The sequence below is a fragment of the Mycobacterium sp. ITM-2016-00318 genome (genome assembly GCF_002968285.2).
GTDB lineage: Bacteria > Actinomycetota > Actinomycetes > Mycobacteriales > Mycobacteriaceae > Mycobacterium.
The window spans coordinates 2,605,857-2,619,442 of record NZ_CP134400.1 but is presented as its reverse complement, the minus strand read 5'-3'; the positions used below and the strand labels follow the sequence as shown (position 1 = coordinate 2,619,442).

Annotated in this window: 9 protein-coding genes; 4 read left to right on the top strand and 5 right to left on the bottom strand. The window is 67.2% G+C overall.

Annotated elements, in window-relative coordinates; all coding sequences use genetic code 11:
• Positions 1 to 162: 162 nt before the first annotated feature.
• The 4 genes from C6A82_RS12760 to C6A82_RS12745 are packed head-to-tail and all read right to left on the bottom strand — an operon-like array spanning position 163 to position 3,873.
• A complete protein-coding gene (locus tag C6A82_RS12760; RefSeq protein ID WP_311101813.1) occupies positions 163 to 687 on the bottom strand; it encodes a 2'-5' RNA ligase family protein in 525 nt (174 codons plus the stop codon).
• A 1-nt stretch (position 688) separates the two neighbouring features.
• Positions 689 to 1,369, bottom strand: coding sequence for a dethiobiotin synthase (gene bioD, locus C6A82_RS12755; RefSeq protein ID WP_105342536.1), 681 nt, complete (start codon positions 1,367 to 1,369; stop codon positions 689 to 691).
• Entirely contained in the window at positions 1,366 to 2,514 is a 1,149-nt protein-coding gene (locus tag C6A82_RS12750; RefSeq protein ID WP_105342538.1) for an 8-amino-7-oxononanoate synthase, read from the bottom strand. Before C6A82_RS12750 ends, bioD begins: the two co-directional genes overlap by 4 nt.
• A gap of 33 nt (positions 2,515 to 2,547) precedes the next feature.
• Complete coding sequence (locus C6A82_RS12745) at positions 2,548 to 3,873, bottom strand: adenosylmethionine--8-amino-7-oxononanoate transaminase (RefSeq protein WP_199193625.1); 1,326 nt, start codon at positions 3,871 to 3,873, stop codon at positions 2,548 to 2,550.
• A 37-nt stretch (positions 3,874 to 3,910) separates the two neighbouring features.
• On the opposite strand from C6A82_RS12745, the gene C6A82_RS12740 reads away from it, so the two are divergent.
• The 4 genes from C6A82_RS12740 to treZ are packed head-to-tail and all read left to right on the top strand — an operon-like array spanning position 3,911 to position 12,288.
• Positions 3,911 to 6,085: an acyltransferase family protein gene (locus tag C6A82_RS12740; RefSeq protein WP_105342542.1), complete on the top strand. Its 2,175-nt coding sequence runs from the start codon at positions 3,911 to 3,913 to the stop codon at positions 6,083 to 6,085.
• Positions 6,086 to 6,125: 40 nt separating this feature from the next.
• Positions 6,126 to 8,258, top strand: coding sequence for a glycogen debranching protein GlgX (gene glgX, locus C6A82_RS12735; RefSeq protein WP_105342543.1), 2,133 nt, complete (start codon positions 6,126 to 6,128; stop codon positions 8,256 to 8,258).
• 3 nt (positions 8,259 to 8,261) lie between these two features.
• A complete protein-coding gene (gene treY, locus C6A82_RS12730) occupies positions 8,262 to 10,547 on the top strand; it encodes a malto-oligosyltrehalose synthase (RefSeq protein WP_311101812.1) in 2,286 nt (761 codons plus the stop codon).
• Positions 10,540 to 12,288, top strand: a complete 1,749-nt coding sequence (gene treZ / locus C6A82_RS12725) for a malto-oligosyltrehalose trehalohydrolase (protein WP_105342308.1) — start codon at positions 10,540 to 10,542, stop codon at positions 12,286 to 12,288. The genes treY and treZ overlap by 8 nt, the downstream gene beginning before the upstream one ends.
• On the opposite strand, the gene ilvA is transcribed toward treZ, so the two are convergent.
• Positions 12,285 to 13,568 (bottom strand): threonine ammonia-lyase IlvA, encoded by a 1,284-nt coding sequence (ilvA, locus tag C6A82_RS12720; protein ID WP_105342302.1) that lies wholly within the window; start codon positions 13,566 to 13,568, stop codon positions 12,285 to 12,287. The genes treZ and ilvA overlap by 4 nt on opposite strands.
• Between the last annotated feature and the right edge of the window lie 18 nt (positions 13,569 to 13,586).

Sequence of the window (13,586 nt, the reverse complement as noted above, 5' to 3'; positions counted from 1 at the left end):
TCCGACATGCGGTTCAACTGGGTCCACGTGCGGCTCGACGCCATCGACGCCGCAGAACTCCGCGAGATCGTCGTCGAGGCGTGGCGCATGTGCGTACCGAAAAGCATTGCGGCAACGGTCCCTTAGTGCGAAGCCCGGGTTGCTTCAGAGAGGACGCATCCTTTACTGCGTGATCGCGTGCTCCACACGGTTGTTGCCGTCCCAGTGCCGGATCGCCACCGCCGTTGCGCGCCGGTCGCGCGACATACGTTGCACTGAGAGCGCGTCGGCCAACTTCTCCGTCTTGACTCGCCGCGCCATGGTCACATGCGGCGTCCAGTGGCCGGGAGCGGCGTGCGGCAGCGGGCCCGGTGACATGTACGGCAGACACACGTCGTGCACGGCTGCCTGTAACGCAAGCAATTCGGCCGACGGGATCAGCAGCCGCACGAGGGTGAACGGCCCCCGGCCGAAGAGCATCGGTGCCCCGATCGTGCACGCCAACGGCAGCTTTCGCAGCAGCGGGCGCAGTGCATCGTGCACACCGTCGTCCATGTGCTCTGCCACCGCCAGCGTGACGTGCGGCCGGTTGCTCGGTGATGTCGAGCCGGCCAGGCTGCGCACCCCTGTCTCGGTCAGCTCGTCCCAGATGCGCCGCATCGCAGCGTCGGTCTCATCGTCGAAAAGCAATTCGACGGAGTGGACCATCTCAGCCCACCAGGCCCCTGACCCACTGCGGGTCGAATGCCGTCCTGCTCATCGATTCGAACTCCGTCGCAGCCAAAGCGCCTGCGCCGTCGGGCAATACGGCACGTACCGGTGCCATCGCCGACAGCACATCGCGATTGCCGGTCTCGATGACGCCTGGATCACACGGCCACGCGCCGATGACAAGGCCTGCACACCACACGTTGTGTGCACCGAGCGCTTCCAGCGTCAGCGCCACATGGTTGAGTGTGCCCAACCCCGCCCTGGCCACGACGAGTACCGGCGCGGCGAGGTCGACCGCAAGGTCGCGGAGCGTCGCGCCGCCCTCTCCGATCTCGACGAGCAGTCCCCCGGCTCCTTCGACCAGGGTCAGCCGGTCCGGCCGGTCCACCGCGGTGACCATCGACCGCATTTCCTCGCCCCTCGGCAACCGCATGCCTGCCCGCTGCGCGGCGGCTGCGGGCGCCAGCGGTTCCGGAAGACGTGTGAGTCCGTGTAACTGGGTGATGCCGGCGAGCCGGCCGACATCGACCAGGTCGTCGTCGCCGTCGGCCGACCCGGACTGCACCGGCTTGCACACCGCGACATCGATACCGGCGAGCCGCGCATGACAGGCCAGCGCCGCGGTGGCCACCGTCTTGCCCACCCCGGTGTCGGTGCCCGTGACGACCAGAATGCTCACTGGCGAGCCGTCGACAGCACTTCCGTGAGCACAGCGCGCGCCACCGTCATCTCGTCCTTCGAGAGCGACGCCCGCGCCGTGAGCCGCAGCCGCGACGTGCCTGCGGGCACGGTCGGCGGTCGGAAGCATCCGACGCGCACGCCGCGCGCGAGACATTCGGTCGCCGCGGCGAGGGCGACCTCTGGCGCACCGAGTATCACCGAAACCACCGCCGACTCCGGGCGGTCGGGGACGTCGCACACATCGGCCAGTTCGTTGGCGAACCGCAGCACGTTCTGCGCGCGCCACGGCTCGGCCGCCAGGACGCGCAGGGCCGCCCATGCCGCACCGACCGCGGCAGGGGCCAGCCCGGTGTCGAAGATGAACGGCCGCGCGGAGTCGATCAGGTGCTCGCGCACGGCGGCGGATCCGAGCACCGCCCCGCCCTGCGCGCCCAGCGCCTTGGACATCGTCACGGTCATCACGACGTCGGGTGCTCCGGCAAGGCCGACCTCCTCGAGCAGGCCGCGCCCGCCGGTCCCGCGCACGCCGAGACCGTGGGCCTCGTCGACGATGAGCAGCGCGCCGTGACGCCTGCAGACGTCGTGCAGTTCACGCAACGGGGCCAGGTCGCCGTCCGCGCTGAAGACCGAGTCGGTGATCACGACGGCGCGGTCCTCGTCGCGTGACGCAAGCGCGTCCTTCACCGCCGCCACGTCGCGATGCGGTGTCACCGCCACCCGTGCCCGCGATAACCGGCAGGCATCGACGAGGGACGCGTGGGTGTAGGCATCGGACACCAGCAGCGACCCTGGGCCGGACAGCGCGACCACGGCGCCGAGATTGGCGGTGTAGCCCGAAGAGAACACCAGCGCCGACTGCGCGCCGACGAAGTCGGCCAGCGCGGTCTCGAAGCCCTCGTGCAGTTCGGTGTTGCCGGTCACCAGCCGGGAGCCCGATGAGCCCGCGCCCCAGGTGCGCAGGGCGGCGACGCCGCCGTCGATCACGTCGGGGTGCTGGGAAAGGCCGAGATAGTCGTTGGACGCCAGGTCGAGTTCGGTGCCGACCGGCGGGCGCGCGCGCAGCGAGCGACGCAACCCGGCCGCGCGACGCTGCTTCTCCACGTCGTCCAGCCAGGCCAACGGGGAGACGCTCACTCGGGTCACAGTGCTCCTCGACTTCCGACACTTGAACACCGTTCAGGTTAGTGCACGCGCCACGCCGACCATCGCCGAGGTGATCTGGCCGATCTCGTCCGGCGTGCAGATGTAGGGCGGCATGGCGTACACCAGATTGCGGAACGGGCGCAGCCAGATGCCGTGCTTCAGCGCCGCCGCCGTCGCCACCGGCATGTCGACCGGCTCGGCCATCTCGACGACGCCGATGGCGCCGAGCACCCGCACATCCGCGACGCCCGACAGGCCGCGCGCGGGCTCGAGACCGGCGCGCAGACCCGTTTCGATCTCCGAAACCCTTGTGCGCCAATCCTGGCCGAGCAGCAGTTCGACCGAGGCCACCGCCACCGAGCATGCCAGCGCGTTGGCCATGAAGGTCGGTCCGTGCATGAGGGCGCCCGGTTCGTGGCTGCTGATGGTGTGCGCGATCTCTGTTGTGCACAAAGTGGCGGCCAGGCTGAGGTAGCCGCCGGTCAGCGCCTTGCCGACGCACATGATGTCGGGGCGGACGTCCGCGTGCTCGGCCGCGAACAGCGTCCCGGTGCGCCCGAAGCCGGTGGCGATCTCGTCGAAGATCAGCAGTACCTGGTGGCGGTCGCAGATGTCGCGCAGGTCGGTCAGATAGCGGGGGTCGTGGAAGCGCATACCGCCGGCACCCTGGACGACGGGCTCCACGATGACGGCGGCGAGCTCGTCGGCGTGCCCGGCCAGCTGCGCTTCGAATGCGGCGATGTACGCGGTGTCGTAATCGCCGGGCACCTGGGGCGCGAAGACCTGATGGGCCAGGATGTCGGTCCACAGCGCATGCATGCCGCCATCGGGGTCACAGACGCTCATCGGCGCGAAGGTGTCGCCGTGGTAGCCGCCGCGCCACGTCATCAGCCGGTGCTTGTCCGGGCGGCCGAGACTGCGTTGGTACTGCAACGCCATCTTCACAGCCACCTCGACCGACACCGATCCGGAGTCGCTGAAGAATACGGTGTCGAGGCCGTCCGGGGTGATTTCGACGAGCAGCTGCGCCAGGCGGGCTGCGGGCTCGTGGGTGAGGCCACCGAACATGACGTGGTTCATTCGCGACAACTGCGAAGCGATCGCGTAGTCGAGAGATGGATGGCCGTGGCCGTGGATGGCGGTCCACCACGAACTCATCGCGTCGAGCACCTCGAGCCGCTTGTCGCCGTCGACCAGCGTCAACCACGCCCCGTTGGCCCCGACGGCCACCGCCGGCGGCATCGACTCGGCGCCGATCGTGCTGTACGGGTGCCACACGTGGGCGGCGTCGATGGCGCTGATTTCAGCGGGGGTCAACGCGGGCACGGGAAATGAGCCTAATGGCGCGACGAGCGACATGAGTCGCACAGCGTTTTTCGGTAGATTATCCCGCGATATGACCCTCGCCCCGCCCCGGCCGGCAGCGGTTACCGCAGTCACGCCCCCCAAGGGCGCGTCGGCGGCTGACCGCAAGTCCGGCTTCTACCGCCACGACCTCGACGGCCTTCGCGGAATCGCGATCGCCCTCGTCGCGGTGTTTCATGTCTGGTTCGGTCGGGTCTCCGGTGGCGTGGACGTCTTCCTCGCGCTGTCCGGCTTCTTCTTCGGCGGGCGCCTGCTACGTACCGCCCTAACGTCGGGCGCATCGCTGTCACCGGTTCCCGAGATCACCCGGCTTGTTCGCCGCCTACTGCCCGCCCTTGTCGTGGTGTTGGCCGCGGCGGGAGTTCTGACCATTCTCATCCAGCCCGAAACCCGCTGGGAGACGTTCGCCGACCAGAGCTTGGCCAGCCTCGGCTACTACCAGAACTGGGAACTGGCCAACACCGCCGCGGACTATCTGCGGGCAGGTGAAGCGGTCAGCCCGCTGCAACACATCTGGTCGATGTCCGTCCAAGGCCAGTTCTATATCGCGTTCCTCGCGTTGACCTTCGGTTTCGCCCTGCTGTTCCGCAAGATTCTCGGCAGACACATGCGTGCGGCGCTCGTCGTGCTGCTGACCGTGCTGACCGTCGCTTCATTCGTGTACGCGATCTTCGCGCACAACGTCGATCAGGCGACGGCGTACTACAACAGCTTCGCGCGCGGGTGGGAGCTGCTGCTCGGGGCGTTGGTCGGTGCCGTGATCGGTTACATCCGCTGGCCCATGTGGCTGCGGACGACGGTTGCGCTGGTGGCCCTCGCCGCGATTCTGTCCTGCGGCGCTCTCATCAACGGCGTCAAGGAGTTCCCTGGACCGTGGGCGCTCGTGCCGGTGGGCGCCACCATGCTGTTCATCCTCGCCGGCGCCAACCGGCTCGCCGACCCTCACACCGGCGGCAGGCTGCCGCTGCCCAATCGGTTGCTGGCTGCGAAGCCGTTCGTGTGGCTCGGGTCCATCGCCTACTCGCTCTACCTCTGGCACTGGCCGCTGCTGATCTTCTGGCTCGTCTACGCCGATCGACCGCACGCGGAATTCTTCGACGGCGCGGGTGTGCTGCTGTTGTCCGGCCTACTCGCGTTCCTGACGACGAAGTACGTCGAGAAGCCGCTGCGATACCGATCCGCCGGTGCCGCCACGGCGAACCTCCCGTGGGGCAGGCTTCCGTCGCGCCGGCGGATGCGCAGGCCGACGCTGGTGCTCGGCTCGATCGTGGCCGCGCTCGCGGTGGGGCTGACGGTGACCTCGTTCTCCTGGCGTGAACACATCGGAGTGCAGCAGGCCAACGCCGAGCAGCTGGGCAGCCTGGAGTCGCTCGACTACCCCGGGGCGCACGTGCTTCTCGACAACGCTCCGGTTCCTGACGCGCCGATGCGGCCGACGGTCCTCGAGGCGACGCAGGATCTTCCTGAGACCACCGAGGACGGCTGCATCAGCGACTTCGACACCGTCGACGTGATCAGCTGCAGCTACGGCGATCAGTCGGCGTCGCACACCATCGCGCTGGCAGGCGGATCGCACGCCGAGCACTGGATCACCGCGCTGGACCTGCTGGGCAAGCTGCACCACTTCAAGGTGACCACCTACCTCAAGATGGGCTGCCCGCTCACCACCGAAGAGGTACCGCTGGTGATGGGCGACAACCGGCCCTACCCCAAGTGCCACACCTGGAACGAGTCGGCGATGAAGAAGATCATCGCCGATCGGCCCGACTACGTGTTCACCACCGCGACCCGGCCGTGGAACACCAGGACCGGCGACGTGATGCCGGGCACCTACGTCGGCATCTGGGAAGAGCTGTCCGACAACGGCATTCCGATTCTGGCGATGCGCGACACCCCATGGCTGGTGCGCGGAGGCGTGCCGTTCTTCCCCGCGGACTGCCTCGCCGACGGTGGCAACGGGATCTCGTGTGGGATCAGGCGCTCCGTTGTGCTGTCCAAGACCAACCCCACGCTGACGTGGGTGAATCGGTTCCCGCTGCTGAAACCGCTGGACCTCAGCGATGCGGTGTGCCGAAGAGACGTATGCCGCGCGATCGAGGGAAACGTGCTGATCTACCACGATTCTCACCACATCTCGAAGACGTATATGCGCACGATGGCCGACGAGCTGGGACGCCAGATCGCAGCCGCCACCCACTGGTGGTGACTACCGGGCGTCCGGCCTCAGCCGCCGATAAGGTCGGATGATGTCCTCGAAGACGGTGTGGCCCGGTACTCCGTATCCGCTCGGCGCCACCTACGACGGCGCAGGGACCAACTTCTCGCTGTTCTCCGAGGTCGCCGAGCGGGTCGAGCTCTGCCTGATCGCCAAGGACGGCACCGAGGAGCGGGTCGACCTCGAGGAGGTGGACGGCTACGTCTGGCATGCCTACCTGCCGACGGTGACACCGGGACAGCGCTACGGCTTCCGCGTTCACGGACCGTGGGATCCGGCGTCGGGGCATCGATGCGATTCGAGCAAGCTGCTGCTCGACCCGTACGGAAAATCGTTCTACGGTGACTTCGACTTCACCCAGGCGCTGTACTCCTACGACCTCGAAGCCGACGATCTCGCGTCGGGTGGTACGCCGCCGCGGATCGACTCGCTCGGCCATACCATGACCAGCGTCGTCATCAACCCGTACTTCGACTGGGCGTCCGATCGCGCACCGCGCACGCCCTATCACGAGACCGTCATCTACGAGGCGCACGTCAAAGGGCTCACCCAGACCCATCCCGCCATCCCCGAGGAGCAGCGCGGCACCTACGCGGGGTTGGCGCACCCCGCCGTCATCGACCATCTCAAGTCGCTCAACGTCACCGCGATCGAGCTGATGCCCGTACACCAATTCATGCACGATCACCGACTCATCGACCTGGGGCTGCGAAATTACTGGGGCTACAACACGTTCGGCTTCCTGGCACCGCACTACCAGTACGCGTCCAGCAGGCACGCCGGTGGTGCCGTCGCCGAATTCAAGGCCATGGTGCGCACGTTCCACGAGGCGGGGATCGAGGTGATTCTCGATGTGGTCTACAACCACACGGCCGAGGGAAACCACCTCGGGCCGTCGATCAACTTCCGCGGCATCGACAACGCCGCTTATTACCGGCTGATGGACGACGATCTGCGGCTGTACCGCGACTTCACCGGCACCGGTAACAGCCTCAACCCCCGGCATCCGCACACCCTGCAGCTGATCATGGACTCGCTTCGGTACTGGGTGCTCGACATGCACGTTGACGGTTTCCGGTTCGACCTGGCTTCTGCGCTGGCCCGCGAGTTCTACGAGGTCGACCGACTCTCAGCGTTCTTCGACCTGGTCCAGCAGGATCCCGTGATCAGTCAGGTGAAGTTGATCGCGGAGCCGTGGGACGTCGGCGAGGGCGGCTATCAAGTCGGCAATTTTCCAGGTTTGTGGACCGAGTGGAACGGGAAGTATCGCGACACTGTGCGTGATTACTGGCGGGGCGAACCCGCGACCCTCGGTGAATTCGCTTCACGGCTGACCGGCTCGTCGGACCTCTATGAGGCCACCGGCCGGCGGCCCAGCGCGAGCATCAACTTCGTGACGTGCCATGACGGGTTCCCGCTGAACGACCTGGTGTCCTACAACGAGAAACACAACGAGGACAACGGCGAGGACAACCGCGACGGCGAGAGCCACAACCGGTCGTGGAACTGCGGTGTCGAGGGTCCGACCGACGACCCGGACATCCTGGCGCTGCGCGCCAGGCAGATGCGCAACATCATGGGGACGCTCATGTTGTCCCAGGGCACCCCGATGCTGTCGCACGGCGACGAGATCGGGCGCACCCAGAAGGGCAACAACAACGTCTATTGCCAGGACTCCGAACTGAGCTGGATGGACTGGTCGATGTGCGAGACCAACGCCGACCAGTTGACCTTCACCCGCAAGGTCAGCGAGCTGCGAAAGAAACACCCGGTGTTCCGCCGCCGCCGCTTCTTCGAGGGTAAGCCGATTCGCAGCGGCGACCAGGCCCGCGACATCGCGTGGCTGACTCCGGCGGGCACCGAGATGACACCGGAAGACTGGGGTACCGGCCTTGGCAAGTGCGTGGCGGTGTTCCTCAACGGCGACGCCATTCCGACGCCCGACGAACGCGGTGAACGCGTTGTCGACGACTCGTTTCTGTTGTGCTTCAACGCAAACGACCACGAGCAGGACTTCGTTGCTCCGCACGGCGACTACGCCGACGAGTGGACCGCGGATCTGGACACCGCCGACGCCAAGGGCGACTCCGACTTCGTCGTCGCCGCAGGCGAGAAGATCTCCTTGCAGCCGCGTTCGCTGCTCGTGCTGCGTAAGACCGCCTGACACATGCCTTCTCCCGTTGTGTCGACGTATCGACTGCAGATGCGCGGTGACGCCTTCACGTTCGCCGACGCCGAGGCTGTCCTGCCCTACCTCGACGATCTCGGTGTGTCACATCTGTACCTGTCCCCCATCCTGACGGCGGCGGCAGGCTCGACGCACGGCTACGACGTGACCGATCCGACGTCGGTGTCGGCCGACCTGGGCGGCGCCGAGGGGCTGGCGAGCCTGTCAGCGGCGGCGAAATCACGCGGGATGGGTTTGATCGTCGACATCGTCCCGAATCACGTCGGCGTGGAGAACCCCCAGCAGAACAAGTGGTGGTGGGACGTCCTGACCCACGGCCGGGACTCCGTGTACTCGGCCTACTTCGATATCGACTGGACGCTCGCCGACGGTCGAATCATGCTGCCGGTACTGGGTTCTGACACCGACGTCGACGATCTCGTGGTCGACGGGGACATGCTGCGGCTCGGTGACCTCGCCTACCCCGTCGCACCGGGCACGGGTTCGGGCACCGGCCGAGAGGTGCACGACCGTCAGCACTACCAGCTGATCGGGTGGCGCAACGGAGTCTGCGGCTACCGGCGATTCTTTTCGATCACGTCGCTTGCCGGACTCCGCCAGGAGGATCGCGCGGTATTCGATGCCACGCACGTCGAGGTGAAGCGCTGGTTCGACGAGGACCTCGTCGACGGCGTCCGCATCGATCATCCCGACGGCCTCGCCGACCCGACGGGCTATCTGCGCTGGCTGCGCGAGATCACCGGGCCGCGGGCGTGGATCGTGATCGAGAAGATCCTCGCCGTCGACGAGCCCCTCGACCCGTGCCTGCCCGTCGCGGGCACGACCGGTTACGACGCGCTGCGCGAAATCGGCGGCGTGTTCGTCGATCCGACGGGTGAGGAGCCACTCACCGCCCTTGTCGATTCGACCGGCGCATCCTACGACGAGATGCCCCGGCTGGCCCGCTCCCTGAAGGCCAGCGCGGTGACCGACACCCTGCACAGCGAACAGCAGCGGCTGTGCCGCACCATCGTGGCCGCCACCGGCCACCCGCATCCGCAGTTGGGCGAGGCGGTCGCCGAGCTGTTGAGCCACATCGGCGTGTACCGGTCGGACTATCTGAGCCTGGCGTCCGTGCTGGCGATTGCGCTGGCCGAAACCGCCGAAGCCCGACCGGATCTGGCCGATGCCCTCGCGGTGCTCTCGGCGGCGGTCGGTGACAGCGGCGAGGCAGCTGTGCGCCTGCAGCAGCTGTGCGGAGCGGCGACGGCGAAGTCGATGGAGGACTGCCTGTTCTACCGCGACCCGCGGCTGGTATCGCTGAACGAAGTCGGCGGTGAACCCGACCGCTTCGGAGTCAGCGTGGCCGAGTTCCACCAGCGCGCCACGACGCGCGGTGCGCTGTGGCCGCAGGCGATGACGGCGCTCAGCACCCACGACACCAAACGCGGCGAGGACGTGCGGGCGCGAATCGGTGTCCTGTCACAGGTGCCATCGCTGTGGGCGCAGTTCGTCGGCGCATGGGAGCAACGCATCCCGTCGCCGGACCCGATGACCGGCCTGTTCCTGTGGCAGAACATTTTCGGCGTCTGGCCGGCTGACGGGACAGTGACCGACGACCTGCGCACTCGCCTGCACGCGTATGCCGAGAAGGCGATCCGGGAAGCCGCCGTCCACACCAACTGGAACGAACCGAACACCGACTTCGAGCACAAGGTGCACACCTGGATCGACGACATCATCGACGGCCCGATCGCAACGGAGCTGACGACGACGGTGGCCCGGCTCGACGAGCATGTCCGCAGCGACAGCCTCGGCCAGAAACTGATCCAGCTGACCGCACCCGGTATTCCCGATGTGTACCAGGGCACCGAGCTGTGGGATGACAGCCTCGTTGATCCCGACAACCGCAGACCGGTCGACTTCGCCGCGCGCCGGGAAGCACTTTCGGCCCGCGGCGATGCCAAGATTCGCGTGGTGGCGGCCGCACTGCGGCTACGTCGGGACAGGCCGGACGTGTTCGTCGGCGCCGAGTACCGCCCTCTGGTCGCCGATAGCGATGCGAGGGCTCACGTGGTGGCGTTCGCACGCGGATCCGATGTGGTGACCGCCGTGACCCGGCATTCCGTCCGGCTGGCCGAAACCGGTTGGGGCGACACGTCGCTGACGCTTCCCGAGGGCACGTGGCGAAACCGGTTGAGTGATGGGCGGTTGCGCGGGAAAGTCCTTTCGGCCGAGCTGTTCGCTGAGCTGCCCGTCGCCCTGCTGGAGCGGGTCGATGACTGAATTCTCGGTATGGGCGCCGCGGCCGCACAACGTGCAACTCGACGTCGAGGGCACCCTGTACCCGATGACGCGCACCGACGACGACTGGTGGCGTGCCGACGTCGACGCACCCATCGACGCCCGGTACGGCTTCGTGCTCGACGACGACTCCACAGTTCTTCCCGATCCGCGGTCGCCGCGACAGCCCGACGGCGTGCACGAACGCTCGCAGCTGTGGCAGCCGGCTCCCGACGCATGGACCGACCCCGAGTGGCGGGGTCGCTCGATCGAAGGCCGGGCGATCTACGAACTCCATGTCGGCACCTTCACCCAGGGGGGCACTTTCGACTCGGCCATCGAAAAACTCGACTACCTGGTTGATCTCGGTATCGACTTCGTCGAGCTCATGCCGGTCAACGCCTTCGGCGGCACACACGGCTGGGGCTACGACGGAGTGCTCTGGTACGCCGTTCACGAGCCGTACGGCGGGCCGGACGGGCTGGTCCGGCTCATCGACGCATGCCACAACCGCGGGCTCGGCGTGCTGATCGACGCGGTGTTCAACCATCTCGGGCCGTCCGGCAACTACCTGCCGAGGTTCGGGCAGTACCTGTCGACCGGCAGCAACCCGTGGGGCGAGTCGATCAACATCGCAGACGCTGACGCCGACGAGGTGCGCCGCTACATCATCGACTGCGCGCTGCGCTGGATGCGCGAATTCCACGCCGACGGGCTACGTCTGGACGCCGTGCACGCGCTGGTCGATACGACTGCGCTGCACATCCTCGAGGAACTGTCCGCAGACACCGACGCGCTGGCAGCAGAACTGGGGAGGCCGCTGTCGCTGATCGCCGAAAGCGACAAGAACGACCCGCGCCTGATCACTCCCCGCGACCGTGGCGGATACGGAATGACCGCGCAGTGGGACGACGACATCCATCACGCGATCCACGCGGCGGTTTCCGGCGAACGGCAGGGCTATTACAGCGATTTCGGTTCGCTCGAGACGCTGGCACAAACGCTCAAGCAGGGCTATTTCCATGCGGGCACGTACTCGTCGTTCCGGCACAGGAGGCACGGGCGGCCGCTGAACACCGCCATGATCCCCGCGACCAGACTGCTGGCGTACACGCTCACCCACGACCAGGTCGGCAACCGAGCCGTCGGTGACCGGCCTTCGCAGAACCTGACGCCGGGTCAGCTAGCGGTCAAGGCCGCTCTCGCGCTCGGTTCACCCTATACGGCAATGCTTTTCATGGGTGAGGAGTGGGGCTCGTCCAGCCCGTTCCAGTTCTTCAGCAGCCATCCCGAACCCGAGTTGGCGCGAGCCACCGCCGAGGGCCGCAAACGGGAGTTCGCCGAACACGGTTGGGACGCCGACGAAATCCCCGACCCACAGGACCCGGAGACGTTCCTTCGCTCGAAGCTCAATTGGCACGAGGTCGACGACGGCGATCACGGCCGGTTGCGACGCGTCTACCACGGCCTGCTGGCGCTGCGGCGCGACGAACCGGACATGGCCGATCCGTGGTTGGACAATCTGAAGATCGACTTCGACGAGGACAAGCGATGGCTCGTGATGCACCGCGGGTCACTGGCGATCGCGTGCAATATGAACGCCGACGAGGTGACGGTGCCGGTGTCCGGTGAGGTCGTGCTGGCATGGGGGGAACCGACCGCGAACGCTGACGCCACCCGACTGGACGGGCATTCATTCGCGGTGCTGCGGACCGGGTCGTCACCGGTATCCCCGGCCGCCTAGAGCAGGTAGCGGTAGGCCGGCGAGCCCGGCTCCAAGGTCTCGACGTGGATGTCGGACGCCTTCATCCGTTCCAGCAGGCCGTCGAGGTCGGCGGCCGAGCCGAGCTCGACACCGACGAGGGCCTCGCCGGTGTCCCGGTTGTTGCGCTTGACGTACTCGAACAGCGTGATGTCGTCGTTCGGGCCGAGCACGGTGTCGAGGAACCGGCGCAGCGCACCCGGCTCCTGCGGGAAGTCGACGAGGAAGTAGTGCTTGAGCCCGAGGTGCACCAGCGACCGCTCGAGGATCTCGCCGTACCGTGACACATCGTTGTTTCCGCCCGAGATCAGGCAGACGACAGTCGACCCAGGCGTGATGTCGGCCTCCAGCAGCGCGGCCACCGACAGCGCACCGGCGGGCTCGGCGATGATGCCCTCGTTCTGGTACAGATCCAGCATGGCCGTGCACACCGCGCCCTCGTCCACCGACGTCAGCGACACCATGTCGCCGGCAGCGGCCAACGTCGCGTAGGTCAGCTCGCCTGCCCGGCTGACCGCGGCGCCGTCGACGAACTGGTCCACATGCTCGAGCGTGACGGGATGGCCCTCGGCGAGTGCGGCGATCATCGCCGCTGCGCCGGCAGGCTCGACGCCCAGAATCGACGTGCGGGTAGCGCGCTCGGTGAGGTATGTGGTGATGCCCGAGATGCAGCCGCCACCCCCGACCGGCACGATCACCAGGTCGGGCTCGCCCTCGAGCTGATCGAGAAGCTCGACGGCGATGGTGCCCTGGCCGGCGATCGTGCGGGGATCGTCATACGGCGGCACCAAAGTCGCCCCCGTGCGCGCCACGTCGTCGAGCGCGGCGGCCGCCGCCTCGTCGTAGGTCTTGCCGATGGCGATCAGCTCGATGAACTCACGACCGTGATAGCGGATGCGGTCGCGCTTCTGTTTCGGCGTCTTGGCGGGCACATACACCCGGCCGCGGATGCCCATCGACCGGCACGCCATCGCGAAGCCCTGGGCGTGATTACCCGCGGACGAACACACCACCCCGGCGGCGATCTCGTCCTGCGAGAGTTGCCTCAGCAGGTTGGTGGCTCCGCGCAGCTTGTAGGAGCGGACCGCCTGGAGGTCCTCCCGCTTGAGGTACACCGTTGCGCCGACGGCCTCGGAGAGCCGTTCGCTGCACTGCAGCGGGGTGCGGGTCACCACGTCGGAGATTCGCTGAGCGGCCGCATCGATGTCGGCCGCGGACACCGGCGGCGACGTACGGGGGCTCTGACTCACTTGCACGGGCACCGATCAATGGTGCCACTT